The sequence below is a fragment of the Microcoleus sp. Pol7_B2 genome (assembly GCF_036701035.1).
Classification (GTDB): Bacteria; Cyanobacteriota; Cyanobacteriia; order Cyanobacteriales; family Microcoleaceae; genus Microcoleus.
In genome coordinates this window covers 30594-52098 of the sequence record NZ_JAUBQB010000035.1, presented here as the reverse complement: position 1 = coordinate 52098, position 21505 = coordinate 30594, and the positions used below count along the sequence as shown (strand labels likewise).

General features: G+C 46.3%; 13 protein-coding genes and 1 tRNA gene. 6 read left to right on the top strand and 8 right to left on the bottom strand.

Features of this window, described 5'->3' with window-relative positions; all coding sequences use genetic code 11:
• Positions 1-45: 45 nt before the first annotated feature.
• Both QUA57_RS15065 and QUA57_RS15060 read right to left on the bottom strand, forming a co-directional pair.
• A complete protein-coding gene (locus QUA57_RS15065) occupies positions 46-1113 on the bottom strand; it encodes an ABC transporter permease (RefSeq protein WP_333061840.1) in 1068 nt (355 codons plus the stop codon).
• 153 nt (positions 1114-1266) lie between these two features.
• Positions 1267-2400 carry an AI-2E family transporter gene (locus QUA57_RS15060; protein ID WP_333061838.1) on the bottom strand — a complete coding sequence of 378 codons (1134 nt, stop codon included), beginning with the start codon at positions 2398-2400 and terminating at the stop codon, positions 1267-1269.
• Positions 2401-2807: 407 nt separating this feature from the next.
• On the opposite strand from QUA57_RS15060, the gene QUA57_RS15055 reads away from it, so the two are divergent.
• Positions 2808-4595: an efflux RND transporter periplasmic adaptor subunit gene (locus QUA57_RS15055; RefSeq protein ID WP_333061833.1), complete on the top strand. Its 1788-nt coding sequence runs from the start codon at positions 2808-2810 to the stop codon at positions 4593-4595.
• 399 nt (positions 4596-4994) lie between these two features.
• On the opposite strand, the gene QUA57_RS15050 is transcribed toward QUA57_RS15055, so the two are convergent.
• Positions 4995-8732: a chemotaxis protein CheB gene (locus tag QUA57_RS15050; RefSeq protein WP_333061832.1), complete on the bottom strand. Its 3738-nt coding sequence runs from the start codon at positions 8730-8732 to the stop codon at positions 4995-4997.
• Between the two features lie 973 nt (positions 8733-9705).
• Between QUA57_RS15050 and QUA57_RS15045 the strand changes: the two genes are divergently transcribed.
• The 5 genes from QUA57_RS15045 (at position 9706) to dpdE (ending at position 15567) form a co-directional block, all read left to right on the top strand.
• Positions 9706-9960: a HEAT repeat domain-containing protein gene (locus QUA57_RS15045; protein WP_333061831.1), complete on the top strand. Its 255-nt coding sequence runs from the start codon at positions 9706-9708 to the stop codon at positions 9958-9960.
• 81 nt (positions 9961-10041) lie between these two features.
• Positions 10042-10113 (top strand) — tRNA-Gly (locus QUA57_RS15040).
• 54 nt (positions 10114-10167) lie between these two features.
• The gene (trhO, locus tag QUA57_RS15035; RefSeq protein ID WP_333061830.1) at positions 10168-11115 is read left to right on the top strand and encodes an oxygen-dependent tRNA uridine(34) hydroxylase TrhO; all 948 of its coding nucleotides are present in this window, start codon (positions 10168-10170) and stop codon (positions 11113-11115) included.
• 128 nt (positions 11116-11243) lie between these two features.
• Entirely contained in the window at positions 11244-11900 is a 657-nt protein-coding gene (locus QUA57_RS15030; RefSeq protein ID WP_333061828.1) for a glutathione S-transferase, read from the top strand.
• Between the two features lie 331 nt (positions 11901-12231).
• A complete protein-coding gene (dpdE, locus tag QUA57_RS15025) occupies positions 12232-15567 on the top strand; it encodes a protein DpdE (protein WP_333061827.1) in 3336 nt (1111 codons plus the stop codon).
• Positions 15568-15681: 114 nt separating this feature from the next.
• Here dpdE and QUA57_RS15020 read toward each other — a convergent pair whose 3' ends face one another.
• The 5 genes from QUA57_RS15020 to gatB all read right to left on the bottom strand — a co-directional run bounded on the left by QUA57_RS15020 (position 15682) and on the right by gatB (position 21391).
• Positions 15682-16914, bottom strand: coding sequence for a pentapeptide repeat-containing protein (locus QUA57_RS15020; RefSeq protein WP_333061826.1), 1233 nt, complete (start codon positions 16912-16914; stop codon positions 15682-15684).
• A 106-nt stretch (positions 16915-17020) separates the two neighbouring features.
• A complete protein-coding gene (locus tag QUA57_RS15015; RefSeq protein ID WP_333061824.1) occupies positions 17021-17659 on the bottom strand; it encodes a Uma2 family endonuclease in 639 nt (212 codons plus the stop codon).
• A gap of 80 nt (positions 17660-17739) precedes the next feature.
• Complete coding sequence (locus QUA57_RS15010) at positions 17740-18315, bottom strand: Uma2 family endonuclease (RefSeq protein ID WP_333061822.1); 576 nt, start codon at positions 18313-18315, stop codon at positions 17740-17742.
• A gap of 43 nt (positions 18316-18358) precedes the next feature.
• Positions 18359-19525 carry a pentapeptide repeat-containing protein gene (locus QUA57_RS15005; protein WP_333061820.1) on the bottom strand — a complete coding sequence of 389 codons (1167 nt, stop codon included), beginning with the start codon at positions 19523-19525 and terminating at the stop codon, positions 18359-18361.
• Between the two features lie 363 nt (positions 19526-19888).
• Positions 19889-21391 carry an Asp-tRNA(Asn)/Glu-tRNA(Gln) amidotransferase subunit GatB gene (gatB, locus tag QUA57_RS15000; RefSeq protein WP_333061818.1) on the bottom strand — a complete coding sequence of 501 codons (1503 nt, stop codon included), beginning with the start codon at positions 21389-21391 and terminating at the stop codon, positions 19889-19891.
• Positions 21392-21505: the final 114 nt, after the last annotated feature.

The following is a 21505-nucleotide window of genomic DNA, read 5'->3' as shown; positions in this document are numbered from 1 at the left end:
TGTTACATCTGCTCTGCCTGGAAACTAGAAATTACTAACTCCCAATTACCTTTGAATGCTTCTCGGATCGAGAGCATCGCGCAACCCATCCCCCAATAAATTAAACGCCAAAACAGTCAAAATAATCAGTATCGCCGGAGGCCAAACCAACCAAGGCTGCAACACTAAAATCGAAGCATTAGTAGACAGGGATAGTAAATTTCCCCAAGAAGGATCGGGCTGTTGAATTCCCAAGCCAATTAAACTCAAAACTGACTCCGCCACAATAAAACCCGGAACAGACAAAGTAGCCGAAATAATTACATAAGTAGCAGTTTGTGGCAAAACGTGGCGGACAATAATATAAATTGGGTTGGCGCCCATTGCCCGCGCCGCTTGCACGAATTCTAGCTGTTTAATTGACAGTACCTGACCGCGAATCACCCGCGCTAAACTCGCCCAACTAATAAATGAAGTAATCAGCACAATCAATATAAATCGCTGAGCACTTGTCAATCCCGGTGGCAATACTGCTGCTAGCGCTACTAATAAATAAAGACCGGGAATTGTCATCAATACTTCGGCGAAACGCATTAAAATACTATCAATCCAACTGCCAAAATAACCAGATATGCCACCGATTAACAATCCCAAGGGAAAAGAAATGGCTATTCCTACTAAACCGATGCAGAGGCTAATTCTGCTGCCGTGTACTAAGCGACTGAATTGATCGCGAGCTTGTTCATCTGTGCCTAAAAGATTAATTTGGCCTTCTCCTGTAGTGCCAAACAGGTGTCTGTCAAAAGGCAAAAATCCTAAAAATTTATAGGGGGAACCTTTGACAAACAAACCGACAGCAGAGGGTTTTTGCCAGTCTACAATTACCTCGCGAGCGCCGGTATTCGCATCCACTGGGCCCTGAGTAGTAGGATAAACGTGGGGCCCGATAAAGCGCCCGTCTTGGGTGCTTAAATAAATCTGAGTCGGCGGCAGCAAGGAACCGTTTAATTGAGAGTCGTAGGGATCGTAAGGTGCCACAAATTCGGCTAAAAGCGCGACTGTATAAAAAATTAACAGTAGCACGGCTCCCAACCGAGCTAGAGGATTGTTTCTAAGATTTTGCCACCAGTTCATAAGTTTTTAGGTTTGAGATTTTAAGTGGGTTAGTAATAAAGACTAAAGCTTTTTGTAGAGACTTTAGTCTGTTCTTAATCGACTCAGCAGCTACAAGTTAATTCCTGACTTATAAAAGTTTTCATAACTGAATTACTTACTACAAAAATTAGACTACTTTTGTTCATCTCCGACCAAGATTATTCTAGTTTCCTCTTCTGGTATTTTTCCCAATTCCTCGCCGCTAAAAGGATTGTAGAAAAACGAGCCTGTTTGGGGCGGCAATTTGGGATTGAGTACAATTTCTACTATACTTTTTACAACCCCAGTGAGCGGAATTGCCAGGATAACTCCCAACAATCCTCCCACTCTACCTCCTAATAGCAAAGCTGTGAAAATAATTACCGGACTCAATCCGGTGAGATTCCCCATGATTCGCGGAGCTACTAAATTATCTTTGACTTGCTGGAGACCGATCGCCACTACCAAGACTTGCAGCGCCAGCCACCAATCAATAAACGCTACAATTATACTAACAGTGCCAATTCCCAAAGTGGCTCCAATAAACGGAATTATTTCCGTCAATCCTATAAATACGGCAAACAACAGAAAAAACGGAACTCGCAGCCACCAAAAAGCCAAAGTTAGCGAGATGGCCATAAATAGTCCCAGCAATAACTGTCCCGATACAAATCGCTGGAGGTTTCGCTCCAAAGTCTCTGTTAAAACATAGCGGATTTCTGGGGAAAAAATGCTGGTCAAACCCTGCCACACTCTTTGCCCGTCTAGCAGCATATAAAAGGAAATCACCACAATAAAAATTAAGTCCACAAACCAGTTAACAGTACCTACAACTAAGCCTAAACCCGTACCGGCGATCGCCTGGACTTGTCCCTGGACTCTAGCTGACAGTTGCTGCTCCAATATTTGCACGTCAAACGGTAAATTGCGCTCGGCACTCCAGGCTTGAAATTCACCTAGCTGCAGCCGCCCCGACTCCAGCAATTCCGGCAACCTCACCCCCAACTGGCTCGCTTGGCTGAACACCGGCGGCACAATAGTTACACCAATTACTACTACTATTACACCCGCAGTTAAATAAACCAGCCCGGCAGCGACTCCCCGGGGCAAAAATACTTGCAGTCTTTTTACTGCATAATTTAATAAAAATGCAACGAGTCCCGCGGTTACTAAAATGCTGACCAGTTCCCCAACATAACTGACAGCAGTCAGGGTAAACCATCCCGTCACTAGCAGTAGCAGCCAAGTAATTAGAAACTGTTGGAGGGGAGAAAAGAGACTATTCATTTTGATTTTTTTTAAATAAAGTGGCACAAATTTTTTAGCAGATGTGCCGTATTATACAATAAACACATTAGAGTATAAGTTAGGAAGAATCAGTTCAAGATTAGACAGACTTTTCTCCGCATAGATAGGTTGGTGAGGGCCAAACCACTTGGGGAGAGACAATGACAGCCCGATCGACCCCACGATCGCCGCGCTAATATTCAGTATGCCCCGCACGCAGATCAAATTAAATGTCGATCGCACAAACTTCGATCTATTCGCCATTGTAAGGTGAAACGACGCCACACTCACCCAAAAGGGGGACGCGGGATTGCTGAGGCTATCCGCTAAAATGAATCAAATATAAAAACCGCAATCTTTCTTTACAATAAAAAAACCAAAGGCTAATAGCGGCGAGAGGAACTACCGTGACCAATCAAGTTTTTTCAGAAGCGGAAGAAAAGCAACCCCTTCCCCCCGTGGAGAGCGGGCGCGACAGGAACTCAGCAGTGGATGTAGCTGAAAGTGAAGTCTCAGACAACTCTCGCTGGCAATTCTCCGGTGAGGATGATGAACGAGAAGTGGCGCTGGAAGTTCCAGAAATCGAGGAGGAACAAGTTTGGGAACCAGAAGCAACTGAAGTTGGACCCCGCAAAGAAATCAGGTGGCCTGCCTTGTTGGCGGGCGCAGGGATTGGTGTTGCTGCAACGTTGCTAGCAGTCAACTTGACTGGGGGAAATCAGAGTTCGCGTCCCGCAGCTCCAATTCCATCGGCAACTCCGCAGGCGACGGCTCAGGCTGTGACAGTGGCGCCTGTGGAATCTGCCCAGGTGGGTGAAACTGTGGAAGCGACGGGCACCGTGGCAGCCTATGACTTGCTGCCAGTGCTGCCACAGGCCAACGGTTTGCAAATCAAGCAGGTGTTGGTGAATGAAGGGGATGCCGTAGAAAAAGGTCAGACGATGGCGGTTTTGGACGATTCGGTGCTACGATCGCAAATTGCCGAAGCGCTTGCGGGAGTACAATCGGCCAATTCTACGGTAGAACAAGCCCAAGCTCAGGTAGAGCAAGCCGAGTCAGCCCAACAAGAAGCCCAAGCCGGCGTTGCTCAAGCCCAAGCTGGCGTTGAAAAAGCCATCGCTGACGCAGCGCAAGCCAGAACAGGCGTCGGGCAGGCAAGGGCTGGTGTGGAACAAGCTAAAGCCGGTGTCACTCAAGCTAAAGCAGGCATTGCCTCCGCCCAGGCAAAATTAGATCAAGCTCAAAGAGAAGTAAACCGCACCCAAGATTTGGCGACTCAGGGAGTAATTAGTCAGCAAGATTTGGAAAGGCGAAAGACGGAACGGCAGACGGCTGTTCAAGACTTGAACAAAGCTAAAGCTGACTTGAATACAGCTTTGGAAGAACAGAATAAAGCAGCGGAAGAAGTGCAATCTTCTATTGCTAAAGTAGCTACTGCTGAAGCTAATATCAGTACGGCTAGAGCAGCCCTCGCCAGCGCTCGTGCTAAAGTGAATACGGCCGGAGCGAGTATCAGCAGTGCGAGAGCAAATGTCGGAAATAACGCAGCAAGTGTCCGCAGCAATGATGCACAAGTCAAACAGTTACAAACTCAACTCGAACAAACAATTGTTCGAGCGCCGGATAGTGGGACTGTGGCTGAAAGAATTGGTCGAGTTGGCGATGTTTCTTCGGGAAGTCAAAAACTATTTTCGATTATTCGCGGCAACAAGCTGGAACTGCAATTGAAAGTACCGGAAACTCAGGTTTCGCAAGTGCGGCCGGGAACAGCAGTGCAAATTTCTTCGGATTCTGACAAGCGGATTAAGTTGTCAGGAACTGTGCGAGAGATTTCGCCGGTAGTTGACCCGCAAAATCGGCAAGCTACGGTGAAGATTGATTTGCCGGCAAGCGAGTTTTTGCGATCGGGAATGTTTTTGCGCGCATCCATTTCGACGGCAACAGCTCAAGGTTTGAAAGTCCCCGCTAAAGCTATTTTGCCGCAACCTGACGGCAGTTCTATTGTTTATAAACTTGTCGGGCAGGACAAGGTGCAAGCTCAACCGGTGGAACTCGGGGAAATTTCCGGGGGTGCGGTGGACGATTTGACTGCTGCTAAGGTGGTGGTTAAAAAGGGTTTGAAGGCGGGCGATCGGGTGGTTGTTACTGGGACTGGTTTTCTTAAGGATGGCGCTGAGGTTAAGGTTGCTAAATAGTTATATCGCTTCCGGTTGCACTCCTTATCATTGTTGACTGTTGATTGTTGACTGTTGACTGTTGACTCGATTTTATTATTGTGATGCAAGCGGAAACGATATCAGATCAGGAGATAAGATTAGAAATAATATCAATTATTGTTGACTGTTGACTGTTGAAGGAGGGGTGGAAAAACTCAATGGTTGAGTGTTAACTGTTGACTCGATTTTATTATTGTGATGCAAGCGGAAACGATATCAGATCAGGAGATAAGATTAGAAATAATATTAATTCCGGCTGGGCGGGAATGATATCAAATCCGCGCTTCATCGTCCTGATAAAGTCGAATCAAGCTGCCAACAAATATAGCGCCCTATTTTCAGTTTTTTGACTCACAATCAACCCTCAACAGTCAACAATCATGGGATATCTGTTCGTATCGGCAACCTCACGGTAAACGTTGCCCCTTGTCCCTCACCTGAACTTTGTGCACCAACAGTACCGCCGTGGAGTTCTACTAAATGACGGACGATCGAGAGTCCTAGCCCCAATCCAGCCTCTCTGCGAGAGAAACTACTATCCGCCTGACGGAAGCGCTCGAACACATAGGGCAGAAAATCAGGGTGAATGCCCTTACCAGTATCGCTAACTTGGATTTGAGCCATGCCATCAATGTAGTCTAATGCGACTTCAATTCTTCCTCCGGCTGGGGTGAATTTAATCGCGTTTGAAAGTATATTCCACACTACCTGTTGTAAACGGCTTGGATCGCCCAATACGTTTAGTTTTATAGGAGTTAGCCTGGATTCCATTTGAAGATTTTTCGCTTCTGCTGCCAAACGAACCACCTCCATCGCATTTTTAATCAGTGGATTCAGCTCAATTTCACAAGCGTTGAGGTGAAACTGGCCTGCGGTAATCCGCGAAACGTCTAATATGTCATCGATGAGCTGGTTTTGTGCTTTGGCGGCGCGCTCGATCGTTTTTAGCGCCTCCTCGGTTTTAGCCTCGTCAAATTTTTTTAGGCGCAGCAACTGTGCCCAGCCAATCATCGCATTGAGCGGCGTCCGCAGTTCGTGAGAAAGGACGGACAAAAACTCATCTTTGATGCGGTTGGCATCCTCAGCAGCCGCACGAGCCGATTGTTCTCGAATCCGGAGGCTGCGTTCTGTCTCGAACTGTTTTTGCTCCGTGATATCCTCTATCGCCAACAGAATCATCTGTGTATCGCCAATTGGAGGCATTTTGCGGGCATTGAGCAGCATTATTTTATGCCCGATCTGCTCAAAGTCATGCTCGACCTCAAAATCTTGAAACTGGGGATTTCCTGCCAGAATTTCTGTTAGGAGCGATCGTAACTTGGGAATATTCCACTGTCCATTACCTAGATCGAACAATGAGCGCTGCTCAGTTTGGTTCGGCAGCACCTGAAACGTCTCGTAGAAAGAACGGTTGGCGGTGATCGCCCGCAGGTCGAGATCTAACACTAGCAACGGTTCCCGCACGGTTTCCACGATCGTTTCGGCGTAGTTTTTCGCTTCCATCAACTGCTGGGCGCTGACTTTGAGATCGTTGATATCCACCAACATCACCACAGCCCCATCAATCTTGTGGTCGATCGTCCGATACGGTCGAATATGCAGATCGTACCAACGACCCTCTCGATCTTGAACCTCCTGAACTTTTAAATTGAGGGTGCGGATCACGTCTACAATCATTGGCTCTAACTCCGGCACTATCAACTTGTGAGTGATGTCGCTCAGACAGCGCCCGACATCGCTAGAAATCAAGTTGAAGATGCTTTCGATTGCGGGAGTAAACCGGCGGATTCGCAGGTCGCCTCCCACCATCAGAATCGGAATATTGATGGTGCTGAGCAGATTCTGTAAATCGTTACTCACCTGAGTTGATTCAATATTGCGCCGCTGCAATTCGTCATTAATCGTGTTCAGTTCTTCATTGGTTGCTTGAATCTCTTCTTTTGCGGTTTCGAGTTCCTCATTTGTACTTTGCAACTCTTCGTTGTTCGACAAAATCTCCTCGTTGGCGGCTCTCAAATCTTGGTTAGCGGCTTGATGTTCTTGGACGATCGATTGCAGGTGGTCTTTGGTGTTTTTGAGTTCTTCTTGCAGCCTCGCAATCTCCAAACTTTCACCCTCTAAAGCATCGGAGTTAACTTTACCATTGTTTACAGCAGCAGGCATTGCAGGGATCGGCGGCTCGTCTTGAAACAAAACTAAGAAATAGTTTTTTGTGGCAGCGCCTGTTGGGAATGGAATCACATTAATTTTGACCTGGCGGATGCGCTCCCTTTCTCTAATTTGCAAGCCTTCGCGCGCGATCGGCAACTGCTGCTTGGAGGCCTGTTCAATTGCAGTGCGGAGTTCGACGCGCAATCCTTCTTTTGCCATTCTCAGCAAATTCAAGCTAGCCCTACCGGGAGACGGTTCTAGGTAGGCATTCGTCTGTCCTCGAAATTGCAGAATCTCCCTGGCGGTGTTAATCACGACGCCGACAGGCGCATAGTGATTCAAAACAATGCGATCGGCCTGTTTCTCAATTTCCATTTCATTTAAGCTTTCCGTCAGCAGCGGTGGAAAGTTGACGGCTGTCGCAGGATAGTTGCTAGCAGTTAAATCCATGCCCAGCCAATGCGACAGCAGTTTTTTAGTATAAATTTTGTTCTTTTTGTCTAATAGCGCAAACAATTCTGAAAAGTCACCAACCGTTTCCGAAGTGCCTAACAGCAAAAAGCCCGCGGGCCGAAGCCCATAGTGGAAAATTGGCAGCAGCTTTTTCTGCAAAGGCGGGCCGAGATAGATCAGCACGTTCCGACAGGTGATCAAATCCATCCGGGAAAACGGCGGATCGCCGATCAGGTTGTGTTTAGCAAAGACGCAGAGTTCTCGCACCGGCTGAGCGATTTGGTATCCGCCCTCGACTTGCACAAAGAACCGATGCAGCCGTTGGGGTGAAATATCCGCGACTTGGACTGGCGTATAAAATCCGCGGCGGGCCTGGGCGATCGCATTTTCGCTGATGTCTGTCGCATAAATCTGAATCGGCAGGTCGGTACCTCGATCTGCTAAAAACTCTAACAAGCAGATGGCGAGCGAGTAAGCTTCTTCACCGGTTGAACAGCCGGCCACCCAAATTCGGATCGGTGTTTTCGGTGATTTATCTTTGACGATTTCGGGAAAAACTTTGCTGTTTAAGGCCTCAAAGCTTTCGGGGTCACGGAAAAAGCTGGTGACATGAATGAAGATATCGTGATAAAGCGCCGTTACTTCTGTCGGGTTGTTTTGGAGATATTGGGCATAATCCTCGATCCGTTCCAGCTTGTACAGCAACATCCGCCGCTGCATCCGCCGCTTCAAGGTGGTTTGTTTGTAGTGAGTAAAATCAACTCCTGTAACGGCGCGCAGCAAAGAGTATATTGTGGCGATCGCATCTTTAGTTTCGATCGCATTTTCGCTGGTGGTTGATTCTGGAGCAGACCCCTCGGCAATGTAGGGATGATGGCCGAGTTCTGCTATTTTCTGGGCAATTTTTTCCGGTGTCAAGATAAAGTCTACCTGACCCGTAGCCACCGCAGTGTTCGGCATACTGCTGACTTGTGCCGATTCTTCGCATTGGGCAAAAGTAATACCACCGGCAGCCTTAATGGCTTTTAATCCTTGGGCACCATCGCCGTCGCCCCCGGACAAAACGACTCCGATGGCTTGGTTCCCGCGTTCTGCGGCGAGGGAAAGCAGAAAAATATCGACGGACATAAACATCCCGCGTACTCTGCCGCGAGGCCTTAGCTTCAGCACCCCTCCATCGATGGTCATGCTGAAATTCGGCGGGATGACGTAGACCTGATTTGGTTCTATGGCCATCCCCTCTGTTACCTCATGCACGGGCATCTGGGTCGATCGAGCCAGAATCTCATTCAACACACTTTCCTGAGTCGGCAACATATGCTGAATTATTACAAACGCCATGCCGGTATCGATCGGCAAATGCCTGAGTAATTGGGTAAAGGCTTCCAATCCACCCGCAGAGGCTCCTATTCCGACGACTGGAAATAACTCGTTTTGATTGTTCTGTTGCTTTCCTTCAGCTTTCATACCAGCTTGAGGTTGAGATTTCTTGGAATTCTTTTTTTCAGTCATTTTTTATACCCTGTTTTTTTGCTATTAGAAAATATATTATGATGAGAAATTTTTATTTTTATTATATCTAGAATCTATATAATAAAATGAAGGATTAGCCATCTACCAGAGGATATATTGAGGCGCAGTCTGCGCGTGCGATTTTCAAATTATTATTATTATTATTATTATTATTATTGAGAACTATACTGCCTGGATAAGCTGGAACCATCGTGATAGTTGAAGTCTGTCATTAATTTTACTAATTGTAGTCTGAAAATTTGATAAAAAGTAAATTTTCCACATTCTGCGATCGTAGCACTTCTATGAATGTTGCAGCCACAGAGTCCAGTTCTCTAAATCCGCCCACTCATCAAGGAACTTCAAACCCGAATCTTGTCCGCCCTTCTCAAGCAGTGGGGCTAGGGAGAAGCTGCGGGAAAAGAAAATAGTACGATTAAGTCGATAAACTTAAGAAAACAGAACACCCTACAGAACGGCAATTAATTTCGTTTTTAGGCAGGTTGTGGCATTGCAAATTCGCTAGCGCCCCGTCGATGTAAACTATCTCTGGATAATTTTCTAACTGCCTCATCACGAATTGTTGAGGCATTTTTACCTTTTTAGTCATTTCCCGAGTATCGTCGATCGGTCGTTGCCAATATTGCTCAAATTCACCAAATACCTCATGAACTTCTTCTGGTTTTGAAGTTTGAAGCTGTTAATTGGCCGAGAGAATCTAATAAGTGAATTTTTTTAATCTTCCCAAAGTCCGGCAATCCTAGCTAAAGTCGTAAAGAAAAGTAACAAAAATATATTTTAATTGGCTTCGGGAAATTAGGGAACTCTCAGCAGCACGGCAAAGTTCTGATTCTCAAGACAGGCTGCGGGGGGTAACGGCTGTGAGAAAGGGCTATTCTGCGGTGGCGCTACCGATGTTGCTGAGGAAAGTGAACGATCGCGAGTTTATGGTGCGATCGTTCGTGGCGATGGGATGGCGGCACAGTCAAACTGCGGACTCAATAGCTGCCCTGTTAAAAATGAGGCAGTGCGATCGCGCGATCGGAACGTGCGATCCGAAGCCGCTAACTCTTTGTCTAGGTTCGGAACCGAGGCGATTGCTGATTTAGTGGCAGCTTTTGCCCGCCATGACAATTGGCTCGTCCGCCGCAGTATCATGGCTCGGTTGTGCGATCGGCGATCGGCCAAAATTGATTGTCCCCATGCTATACTCAAAATCAGAAAATAGTTGTACAATGTTTTTCTAGTCATTTTTTACCGCTGCGCCTCCAAAGTCAAAGAAGGTGAAAACAGGTAAAAAACACTAAGCGCGGGCGTAATTCAGTGGTAGAATGTCAGCTTCCCATGCTGAACGTCGTGGGTTCGAGTCCCACCGTCCGCTTTGACTGAATTTTCATAGAAGTATGAAAATTAATTAGTGCTATAAATTCAATCTATGGCTTCTTTCTTAACCGCTGCTTTATATAAGTTCGTTGAACTACCTGATTTTGCTGAGCTGAAAGCACCGCTACTCGATTGTTGCAACAACAACAACGTCAAAGGCACTATCTTGCTGGCCCAAGAAGGCATCAATGGCACGATTGCCGGCTCATCCGAGGGCGTACACGCAGTGCTGGCATTCTTGCGTAGTGACCCGCGTTTTGCGGATCTCGTACACAAGGAATCTTTCTCGGAAAAAGCCCCTTTTTACCGCCTGAAAATACGCTTGAAGCGCGAAATCGTCACGATGGGAGTACCGGACATTAATCCCCGCCTCATGGCTGGCAAATATGTTAAGCCGGAGGAGTGGAATAAGCTGCTTGACGATCCCGATGTTGTCGTGGTTGATGTGCGTAACGACTTCGAGGTATCTATGGGTACTTTTGAAGGTGCTATTAATCCAAAAACAAAAAGCTTTTCTGAGTTACCTGAATGGGCGCTGCGGGAAACTGCTTTACGCACTAAACCCAAGGTGGCAATGTTTTGCACGGGTGGTATTCGCTGCGAGAAATCTACTGCTTTTTTGCGTACTCAAGGTTTTGAGGAAGTCTATCATCTCGAAGGCGGAATTTTAAAATATTTGGAAACGGTGCCGGAAGCAGAAAGTCGTTGGAAAGGCGAATGTTTTGTCTTTGATGAACGGGTTTCTGTTGGTCAGGACTTAAAGCCGGGTAACTATGAACTTTGTCGCGGTTGTCGTCACCCGATTAGTCAGGAAGATAAGGCTTGTGAATTATTTGTGCTTGGTGTGAGTTGTCCTCATTGTCACGACTCAAAAACTGAAACCAAAAAACAAGCCTTATCTGAACGTCAACGTCAGATTGAGCTTGCTAAGCGTCGCAACCAAGTACATATAGGCGCGCGTTACGATGCGAAGGAAAAAGTAGATCCGGCGATCGACTAATATTATTATTCACTAAGCTTAAAGAAACCCCGTTTCTACGAAAAATCTTGTTTAGCGACGAGAAATCTACGAAGGAACGGGGTTTCTGACCCGAAAAACCCGATCGCGCGATCGACTAAACATATAATATGTCAGCAACATACCCGATTTTGTATTCCTTCCGCCGCTGTCCCTATGCTATGCGCGCGCGCTTGGCCTTGATGGTTAGCAATCGGGTGTGTGAGTTACGGGAAGTTGTTTTGCGAGACAAACCACAAGAGATGTTGGAAGTATCTGCCAAAGGTACAGTACCAATATTGATTGATGTTGATGGGCGGGTACTCGATCAAAGTATCGATATCATGTTGTGGGCATTGAGACAACACGATCCTGAAAAATGGTTGATGCCACAGCTAGGTTCTGTTACAGAAATGCTGGAACTAATTGCTCTATTTGATGATAGGTTTAAATATCATCTTGACCGTTATAAGTACCCCGATCGTTATCCAGGCGTTGATGCACAAATACATCGCCATGAAGGTTCTTTATTCCTGGACAAACTCAATGCACAGTTAAGCGCAACTAAATATTTGTTTGGTAACAATGTAGCATTAGCCGATATGGCGATCGCACCTTTTGTCCGTCAATTCGCTCATACGGATCAAGCTTGGTTTAACGAACAGCCTTGGCCACAACTACAAGCTTGGTTAGCAGGGTTTACAGACTCGGAAATTTATAGCAGTGTTATGCAGAAATATCCGAAATGGGAATCCGGTAATCCAGGGGTTATTTTTCCTTCCTCGTAATTACTTATTCTTATTCGCTGCCCGCATATTTATTAATTCTCAAAATGTTATTTGCCATGCTAAACTTATTGTTTTGAGAATACCAGATTGACCGAAAGCATCCAGGGTACAAGCCCCCGGATTCATCGGTGAATAAATAAAAAACCTGTATCCGATAAATAAGCCCCCGAATTTATCCGTGGGGTGAATCCTTCAATTCTTTAATTTAAAATCTAAAATCGATTGACTGTCCTTTGACTAGAAAAGTGATGCAGGCAAAAATCGCATTTTGCTAAAATTTTTAACTGGAAAGGATTTATTGTAATCTAGTAAGTATTGTCAGGCTGAAATTATGATTGATGTTGGTTCGTTAGTTCGATCGCCCAGAAACGATTTGGGAGTCGGAAAAGTTGTCGAGGTATCGCGTACCGAGGCGGTAGTTGAATATTTTTGCTCAGTTAAAAACCGCATCCGCAAAACTGTACCCTTGGGCTTGCTGCAAGAAGCGAGACTTCAGCGCCAAACCCGCTGCTACCTCTGGAGTACAAGTCAGGAAAGATGGATAATTGGGCGAGTTTATGACTGGGATGAAGATAAATTAGAGTACGAAATTGACCTCCCCGACAGCCAAAGTTTGCAAGCTGTTGAAACCGAACTGTACGTTCGCTGCAATATCCCGATCGCCGATCCGATCGACATTTTAGCAGTCAAAGGCCAAGAAACGCCGTATTTTCACGATCGCCGATTGGCATTCGTTCAATCTGCGATCGAACAGCGGGCAGTCAGCCGTGGCATGACGGGTTTAATTTCTGCTAACATAGACCTCTATCCGCACCAAGTTGAAGTCGTCCGGCGCGTCCTAGAAGACCCCATCGTGCGCTATTTATTAGCAGACGAACCAGGGCTCGGAAAAACAGTAGAAGCCGGCACAATTCTCCGCCAATTTCTGCTAGATGAACCCAACGGACGCGCTGTGGTACTGGTTCCCAAATACCTGCTCGAACAGTGGCGGCAGGAGTTGGAAAATAAATTCTATTTGTCTCATTTCGCTGACCGAGTGCAGCTTGTGGCTGTTAGCGATATCAATCAAATTAGCCGCAACGCCAACCTAGATTTTCTGATTGTGGATGAAGCGCATGATGTGGCTGCAATGGCAAATTCGAGCGATCGCGCTCAGCAGCAGTCGTTTGAACTCTGTCAGAAACTAGCTCAGAAAAGCAAAAATGTATTGTTATTATCTGCAACGCCAGTTCTCGGCCGCGAGCAAGATTTTCTAACAATGCTGCACTTGCTAGATCCCACAACTTACCGTCTTGATGACCTGGAAAGCTTCAAAGAACAGGTGCGAAACCGTCAAGAAATCGGTGGCGCTTTGCTGGATTTTCGAGAAAATGCCAAGCCTGCTGTTTTGCAAACAAAACTCGCTCAACTTCGCACTATTTTTGCCAAAGATGATTATTTAATCGGATTAGCAACAGAGTTAGAAAGTTGTTTGAAAACTAAAGAAACCGCTGAACAGGCTCGGCTTGTCCGAACTATTCGCACTCACGTTAGCGATACTTACCGTCTGCATCGTCGCATCCTTCGCAACCGCCGCGATGCGGTTGAAGATGTGATTTTCGATCGAGATGCTGTCCCCAAAACTGAGTACGATCTGAATGATGAACAGTGGTCGGAAATTCAAACCGTACTCGATAAATGGCGCACAGTAGCTCCCAAGTCGAGCGAATACCAGAGAATTTTTCTGCTGTTTTTCCGCGCTTCCGGTACTTGGCTGAATGTTTTAGAACGGGTTGTCAAAGCTCGCTTGCAGAAAAAATCGACCCCAGAACTAGATCGCGAATTTGGACAAAATGACACGGCAATCTTGACCAAAACTGCCCTGTTTCCAGAAGAAAGGGAAATGCTGGAAACCTTGCTCAACACCCTGGAAAAGCCCCAGGAAGGACTCGAGCGACTGAGTTTGTTACGAATCGCGATTCTCCGATTTCTCGCAGTTGCTTTGAAGGTTCCGCGCGAGTATCACAGCAAACCTCGCGATTTGCTGTCGAGAATTCAACAGCAAATTAAACGGCCGATTCCGGGCGAGCGTTTCCCGAAAATTGTGATTTTTAGCAGTTTTACGGCAACTTGTAAAGAGATTGCGGAAAATTTAGCTAAAATCTTTGGTAAAAATGCGATCGCCAGCCATGAGACGAGCAAATCGGCTGGTGATGTTGAGGCTAGTCTCAAGCGGTTTAAGACTGAACCGCATTGTTTTATCTTAGTGTGCGATCGATCGGCGGAAGTAGGGGTAAATCTACAAGTGACAGATTGGTTAGTTCACTTCGATTTGCCGTGGTTTCCCCATCAGTTAGAACAAAGACTCGGCAGAGTCGATCGCATTGGCAGCAAAATGGGAGTGCAATTTTGTTTGTTTGCAGGCCCGGATTTGCCGGAGAGTACCCACGAAGCTTGGTTTCAAGTTTTAAAAGATGGGTTTGATATCTTCAACAAATCTATTGCCAGCCTTCAGTTTTATGCTGAGGAAAAACTCCTCAAACTTGAAGAAAAGTTGTTTGCTGAGGGAGGCAAGGGCTTATCCAGCGAAATTGCAGCGATTAAAACTGAAATCGAACAAGAGAAAATCAAAATAGACGAACAGTACGTTCTCGATGAAATTGATACTCTTGATGACAGCGCATCTCAGTATTTTGAAGCTCTCGACAACTGCGATGCTAAGCATAAAGAAATGCAGCGGGCTACTGAAGGTTGGTTGTGTCAAGCTCTTCACTTCAAACAAATCGAACATCCGAGTGTATCGGGGTTGCTGCGCTATCAACCTACTCAAAAAACGTTGATTCCCTCGAACGATTTGAGAACCAGATTGATTCCTTATTGCCAGCAATATGGCAGTTACAATCGCCGCATTGCTTATCAGAATGCGGATGTCGCTCTTTACCGAATTGGTGAGGGATTGATCGATGCACTTGGCTCTTATATTCGCTGGGACGATCGCGGTCAAGCTTTTGCCATGTGGCGGCATGATGAAAGTTGGGATGCTGCGCCTGGGAAGGAGTGGTTCGGCTTTCAGTTTAATTATTCAATTCAGACTGATGTGCAGCCAGCCGAGCAAGTTTTGCAAGCACAAAACATCGAAAATTACAACTTAAAAGCTTTGCAGCGCCGCGCTGATGCTCTGTTTCTCCCAACTTTTGAAACTGTGTTTGTAGATGCTCGCAGCGAAGAAATGTCACTGGTGGAGGATGCGGAACTTCTGGCGATTTTGCAGCGGGCTTATAAGGGGAAAGGCGGGCCGAATCGGGATTACAATTTGTCGAAAAATCGCACGTCGCTGATTGACAGTTTTGTCGATCCGCTAGAATGGGATGATTTTTGTCAAAAGGGACGGGTGGTATCGGAGGAATTGCTGCGCGGGCGATCGGCTTTTGTGGAAATGTGCGATCGATCTGCTGTCACTGCTGCGATCCAACTCGAAAACCGGGTGAATCAATTGCAATTGCGATTGAATCGACTTTCTAAATCCGAACAACTTTTAGAATCGGTTTTAGCTGATGAAATCAATACCGAAAGTTTGTTGAGTCAAGCGGTTTTAGCTGGTATTCGCCGCCCAAACCTGACTCTCGAATCAGTTGGATTTATTGTGATTTCTGGGCGTCCTCCTGTAAAGTCGGAGGATGAAGGATAATTTGTTTGGGAGGGCGATCGCTCTTTTTGGAGGCGATCGCTCTTTTTGAACCGCAGATGCAGGCGGATAAACGGGGATGGACGCATATGGATGAAAGGAATTCGCACTTACCGACTAAACCTCCTCAAAAATTGCGCCTCGCTGCTGTAAATTCACCTGCATCTCCTCATCCATTCCTGAATTGTTCCCAAACCTCGCTGACTCGACATTCGCACCGCTGAAATTAGTATTTGTTAAGTTCACTTCCAGCAGGTTTGCGCCGCTCAAATTGGCACCGCTGAGGTTAGCTAAAGCTAGACTTGCTTTGTGTAAATCTGCACCGCTTAGATCGGCATTTCCTAAGAAAGCGCCGCTCAAATCTGCCCCGCCGAATTTTGCATTTTGCAGGCTGGCGTCGCTGAAATCGGCATCGTTTAAGGTTGCACCCCGGAAATTTACCCGATCGAGATTTGCGCTGCTAAAATCCACTGCACTTAAAGTCGTTCCCCGCAAGCTGCTACCCGCGAAATCTAGTGCTGGATCGAGATTGGCGATTTTTGCCAACTCCACAAAGTTGTCGGTTTCAGCGGAGATAATGCGATCGACCATTTCCTGCAATTCCGATTCAGCTTCCGGGACAATTTTCACTTCGCACGGTTCAACCGGAGGTAAATTGTAGGATAATAGCGCCCAACTGAGGGCAGGTTGGAGTTTATTTGCGTGCAGATATATAGTCAGGATTCTTTCTAAAACCGAATGTTGATTTGGAGTGATATCGTGCGGCCACAAACCCTCCGCATCGGTGAGATTAAGATCTTCTTTAGCAACTTCAAAAGCCGCCGCCATCCTAAATTCTTTGCCAGCTAATTCGCCCAGCTTAACACTTTTTAGCAAACCTTTTAATACTGATTTGCGCTGTTCAACTGCAAAAACCCAAGCTGGCGTTGTATCATTCCTTATTGTGGAAACGTGACACCCTATGCTCTCTGTTTCCTTAATCTTTTCCGCCTTCTCGCCGCCTTGAACTGCCCCCTGACTTTCGCTTACTAAAATTTTTGCACTGTTTTGAATTGGCAGGGTTTCTTCTATTGGCAAAAGCTGGAAAGAACCGACTAACTGACGCGATGCTACGGGTATTTCGCAGTTTTCTAGATAGAGTTTGAGCGTCCCGCCTTGCAGACCAAATTTGACGCGACCGCCGAGCAGCGGTTCCCAATGCTCGTTAAAATTCAGACTCAAGTGAATGTCGAGCCGCTGGGTTGGGGGTGCAACCGATGGAACTGGAATTGCTTCTAATTGCATCCACAAGCAATCTGGGTATTTGTTGTGAGACTCTAGCGATCGCATATCGGGTAGAATTGCTGGCACTACCAGCCTGTAATTGATATTTAAATTAGTTTATTATTTCTATTTTATCACAATACAGCTTTTTTTGTGGACAAAATTGTAAATTTTGTTTAATTCGATCCGCAACTCATTGGTTTTGCTGAATTTGGCTTTTTACCCAATTCCGAAATGCTTTCACTAATTCCAAATATTCCATTGTTTCTGCTTGTTCCAAAAATCTGACAATCTCTATTATCGGCAAGCTGGGAAATGCTAAACTGAGCTCCCCCTCAACGTATTCTCCATTTTCAAATCTGTTGATTCTGAGCCGCGATCCATTATAAATCCAAACTTCCTGCACTCCCAGATCCGCATAAACCTGCAAGCTATTTTCCGAACGGCTGGTAATATCAATTTCCACTACTAAATCCGGCGGCGGAGCTTGAGTCAGGTCGATTCTTTTTTTTCCTTTAATTGCACTAATATTCTGGATGTAAAAACATTTATCTGGTTCTGCACCGCTAAGTTCAGGACGTTTGAATGTCGTAGAACCAAGAGGCTCAATTCTCACATCTAATTCTTCAGCTAAGGTTTCAACAAATCGACCCAATACTTCTTTGAAACGTTCGTGTTCTGGGGAGGGTACCATAATTTTCAAATTGCCACGATTATATGTCAATCGAATTTGCCGATCGCCGATTTCGGCTAGCAAAGTTTCGTAGGTTTGCCAACTGATACCCGATAGCTCGACAATTTGTTCGGGTGGAGCGAGAGTTTGAGCGGTCATAGGGCTATTTTCGTGAAGAGTTCGTAGGCGCAAGCCGGGGTGTAGCCATCGCACTTTTGCATTATATCATCGAAGGAAGCCTAGACTGGAAATACCGAAGACAAATCCAGAAACAACTCGGTAAAACCCGGAATTACCACCGTCTGATTTTGCAAAACCACTCGTTGCAATTGATAACTATAACTTCCGTTTTGCTTCTGATAAGGTTCGCTGTGCATTTCCAGTTGATTATCAACCAAATTAAATATCCAATAATTAGAAATCCCAGTCTCAGCATAGAGAGACAGCTTGGTTGTGCGATCGTACTTCAACGTAGAATCCGATACCTCAATTACCAACAAAATATCAGCAGGCTGCGGGTGAGAAGAGAAATAACGATCGGCTCGATTGCGGGCAATCACAACATCAGGCTCTGGTTCGCTATCATCAGACAAAATAATTGGCTCTTGCGCGCGCACAAGAGCGCGTCTTGCCAGTAAAATGATTAACTCCTGAACTAAAAGACTGTTACAAAAAGAGTGCAGCCTACCTTTAGCAGCCATAATGATAATTTCTCCGCGAATCAATTCAACTCGCTCATCGGGGGCGAAAAATCCCAGTTCTCCTAAACGGTGATATTCTGCGATCGAGAATCGTTTTGCAGTTACGGCAGTCATAGCTTTTGTTACCCCCTACAATTACCAACCTTTCCAATTAATTCTACTCAAAAATCCCGCCCCGTGCTGTCAATTCAACCTTCAGGGCATCCGAAATTCCCAAACAACAAAAAAACTTGGCATTTTTCACTCCTGTATTTGTCAAATCAGCGCGGCTCAAATCAGCACCGTTTAAATTTGCACCGCTCAAATTAACACCGCTTAAATCAGCATTTTTTAAATCAGTATTTGTCAAATTTGCATTTACTAAAATCGCATTCGGTAAATAAGCACTGCTCAAATTAGCGCCGGTTAAATTTGCACCGCTCAAATTTGCCCGAGGCAGCTTTGTCCGCAAATCAGCACCGCTCAAATTGGCGCTGCTGAGTTCAGCATCCCGCAAATTAGCATTGCACAAATTAGCATCAATTAAAATAGCAGCGCTCAGCAAAGCACCGCTGAGATCGGCCAAAGTCAAATCTGCGCCTCGGAGGTTGGTTTCGCGCAAATCCGCACCGTTAAAATCAGCGTAGTGCAAGTCAAAACCGCTTAAATTAGCCCCGGCAAAATCCTCAACCGGATTCAAACCAACTGTTTCTACAAGTTGTACAAAACTCTTATTTTTATCAGTTAAAAACAGTTGCCGGACGATCGCCAATTGCTGCTGTCGGTACTGGTTAGCCTTCTCGTAATCTGCTAAATACTTGTAAGCAAGCTTCAAATTCTTGAGAGCATGGCGCTCAATGCGATCGTCCTTGCTGGTGCGCGCGATCGACAACTGCTGGTGATAGCATTCGATCGCACCAGGCAAATCTCCCTTAGCATCGTAAGCTAGCGCCAAATTGCCCAAAGTTTCCAGCTCAGAGCGCCCGTCGCCAGTGTCCCGCGCGATCGCCAAACGCTGTTGCTGGTAAGCAATAGCACCAGGAAAATCCTCCAGAGCACAGCAAGCATTGCCCAGATTTCCCAAAGCATTAGCCTCGCCCCGACGATCGCCAATTTCTCGCGCTAACACCAAATGCTGCAGGTAGCACTCGATCGCCTGAGCATAATTTCCCAGCGCTTCGTAAGCTACGCCCATATTACCCAGCGCCGCACCCGATCGCCGCTTATCGTCCATTGAGCGATACAGCGCCAGCGCTTCCTGCCAAGAATTCAGCGCCGCCTCAAATTGACGCGCCTGATATTGCGAAATCCCCTGCTTGATTAGCTCGCTAGCTTGTTCGCTCATAATGTCAAAATTAGTTAATAACTAAAATTGATATTAATCGACTCAAAGCGGTAATTGCTAATCGGTAATCGGTAATCGGGGATCGGTATCGTTAATCCCCCTCTCCCCCATCCGTATTTTCACGTCCGTGCAAAAAAAAAGACAAAAAAAAGAGAGAGCTACCTAAGTAACTCTCTCTGCCATCAGGGTGCATCTACATAACACAATATAACACGGTTGGGATGAGGGGTGTCACCCCCAAACGTGAAGATGTTGTAAAGAAATGTAGATTAATTATAAAGTTACGATCCAGGGATCGCGGCGAGCTCAGGAAAAACCGATCGCCCGCCGCTGTATCCGCTACACGACCCCCTTAACAACTGCTTAGGCTGGGCCGTTAAGCTTCGCCGCCAGCAGCTCATTGGTCAGTTTGGGATCGGCCCGGCCGCCCGTTTCCTTCATCACCTTGCCGACAAAAAAGCCCAGCAGCTTAGTTTTACCGGCTCGGTACTGTTCGAGCTCCTTGGGATTGGCCGCCAACACCGCATCGATCGCTCGCTCGATCGCCCCAGTATCGGAAATTTGAATCAAACCCTTACTCTCAACGAACTTCTGAGGCGAACCACCGTTTGCCAGCAACTCCGGCAAAATATCCTTAGCGATTTTGCCGCTGATCGTACCGGCATCAATTAGCCCCAGCAGTTCGGCTAAATCCTGCGGTTGGAAAGGAATTTCTGCGATCGCCAGTTTTTCATTTTTCAGATAAGCAGTAATATCGCCCATGACCCAATTCGCAGCTTGTTTAGCCACAGCACCGGCGGCGATCGATTTTTCAAAATACTCCGCCACCGCTTTGTCGTCAGTCAGCACCCGCGCGTCGTAGGGAGAAAGACCGAGCTCAGTTTCGTAGCGATTGCGCTTTTGGGCTGGCAATTCCGGCAGTTGAGCTTTCCAATCCTGCAATTGCTCGGCCGAAACTTTGATCGGAGGCAAATCTGGTTCCGGGAAATACCGGTAATCGCTTGCGCCTTCCTTAACCCGCATACTGAAAGTACACTGCTTGTTTTCATCCCAAAGCCGGGTTTCTTGGACGATGGTTTCGCCATTTTCCACAGCTTGAATTTGCCGCTCGATCTCGTAATCGATCGCCCGTTCGATCGCATTAAAAGAGTTCATATTTTTAATTTCCACCTTCGTGCCGAACTCTTTTCTGCCCACGGGGCGCACCGAAATATTCACGTCGCACCGGAGCGAACCTTCCTGCATATTTCCGTCGCCAACACCGATGTAGCGCACGATCCGGCGCAATTCTTGACCGTATTCAGCAGCTTCCGCGCCCGATCGCAAATCCGGTTCCGAAACAATTTCGATTAGAGGCACACCGGCGCGGTTGTAATCCACCATTGAATAAGTTGAACCGCTCAACCGATCGCTACCGCCGTGAACCAATTTTCCGGCATCTTCCTCCATGTGCAAGCGAGTGATCCCGATTTTTTTTCTAGTAGAATTTCCCTTGTCGTCCACCAGTTCAATTTCTAGCCAACCGTTAGTAGCGATCGGCAAATCGAACTGAGAAATTTGATAATTTTTAGGCAAATCGGGATAGAAATATTGCTTGCGGTCAAACTTACTGTAAGGTGCGATTTCGCAGTTGAGAGCCAGCCCTGCTTTCACCGCATACTCCAGCACTTTTTGATTTAATACTGGCAATACTCCCGGCATTCCCATACAAATTGGGTCAATGTTAGTATTTGGGGCATTGCCAAATTCTGTAGATGAACTGGAGAAAATTTTAGTATTCGTACTCAATTGACAATGAGTTTCGAGACCGATAATGGCTTCGTACTGAGTTTGGTTTTTTATCGAAGAGGGTGCAGCAGCAGTCATAAGCGATTTAAAAGACTGAATAACTTTAGATTTTATTTTAGCTTTTTATTGACCAAAGTGATTGGAGAGTATTTGTAGGTAGGGGCGGTTTCATTGGTGTCTACAAGCGCGTCA

Excerpts from the sequence above, each read along its gene's own strand:
- QUA57_RS15065 (WP_333061840.1), bottom strand. The coding sequence starts at position 1,113 with ATGAACTGGTGGCAAAATCTTAGAAACAATCCTCTAGCTCGGTTGGGA.
- QUA57_RS15060 (WP_333061838.1), bottom strand. The coding sequence starts at position 2,400 with ATGAATAGTCTCTTTTCTCCCCTCCAACAGTTTCTAATTACTTGGCTG.
- QUA57_RS15050 (WP_333061832.1), bottom strand. The coding sequence starts at position 8,732 with ATGACTGAAAAAAAGAATTCCAAGAAATCTCAACCTCAAGCTGGTATG.
- QUA57_RS15045 (WP_333061831.1), top strand. The coding sequence starts at position 9,706 with ATGGCGGCACAGTCAAACTGCGGACTCAATAGCTGCCCTGTTAAAAAT.
- trhO (WP_333061830.1), top strand. The coding sequence starts at position 10,168 with ATGGCTTCTTTCTTAACCGCTGCTTTATATAAGTTCGTTGAACTACCT.
- QUA57_RS15030 (WP_333061828.1), top strand. The coding sequence starts at position 11,244 with ATGTCAGCAACATACCCGATTTTGTATTCCTTCCGCCGCTGTCCCTAT.
- dpdE (WP_333061827.1), top strand. The coding sequence starts at position 12,232 with ATGATTGATGTTGGTTCGTTAGTTCGATCGCCCAGAAACGATTTGGGA.
- QUA57_RS15015 (WP_333061824.1), bottom strand. The coding sequence starts at position 17,659 with ATGACCGCTCAAACTCTCGCTCCACCCGAACAAATTGTCGAGCTATCG.
- QUA57_RS15010 (WP_333061822.1), bottom strand. The coding sequence starts at position 18,315 with ATGACTGCCGTAACTGCAAAACGATTCTCGATCGCAGAATATCACCGT.
- QUA57_RS15005 (WP_333061820.1), bottom strand. The coding sequence starts at position 19,525 with ATGAGCGAACAAGCTAGCGAGCTAATCAAGCAGGGGATTTCGCAATAT.
- gatB (WP_333061818.1), bottom strand. The coding sequence starts at position 21,391 with ATGACTGCTGCTGCACCCTCTTCGATAAAAAACCAAACTCAGTACGAA.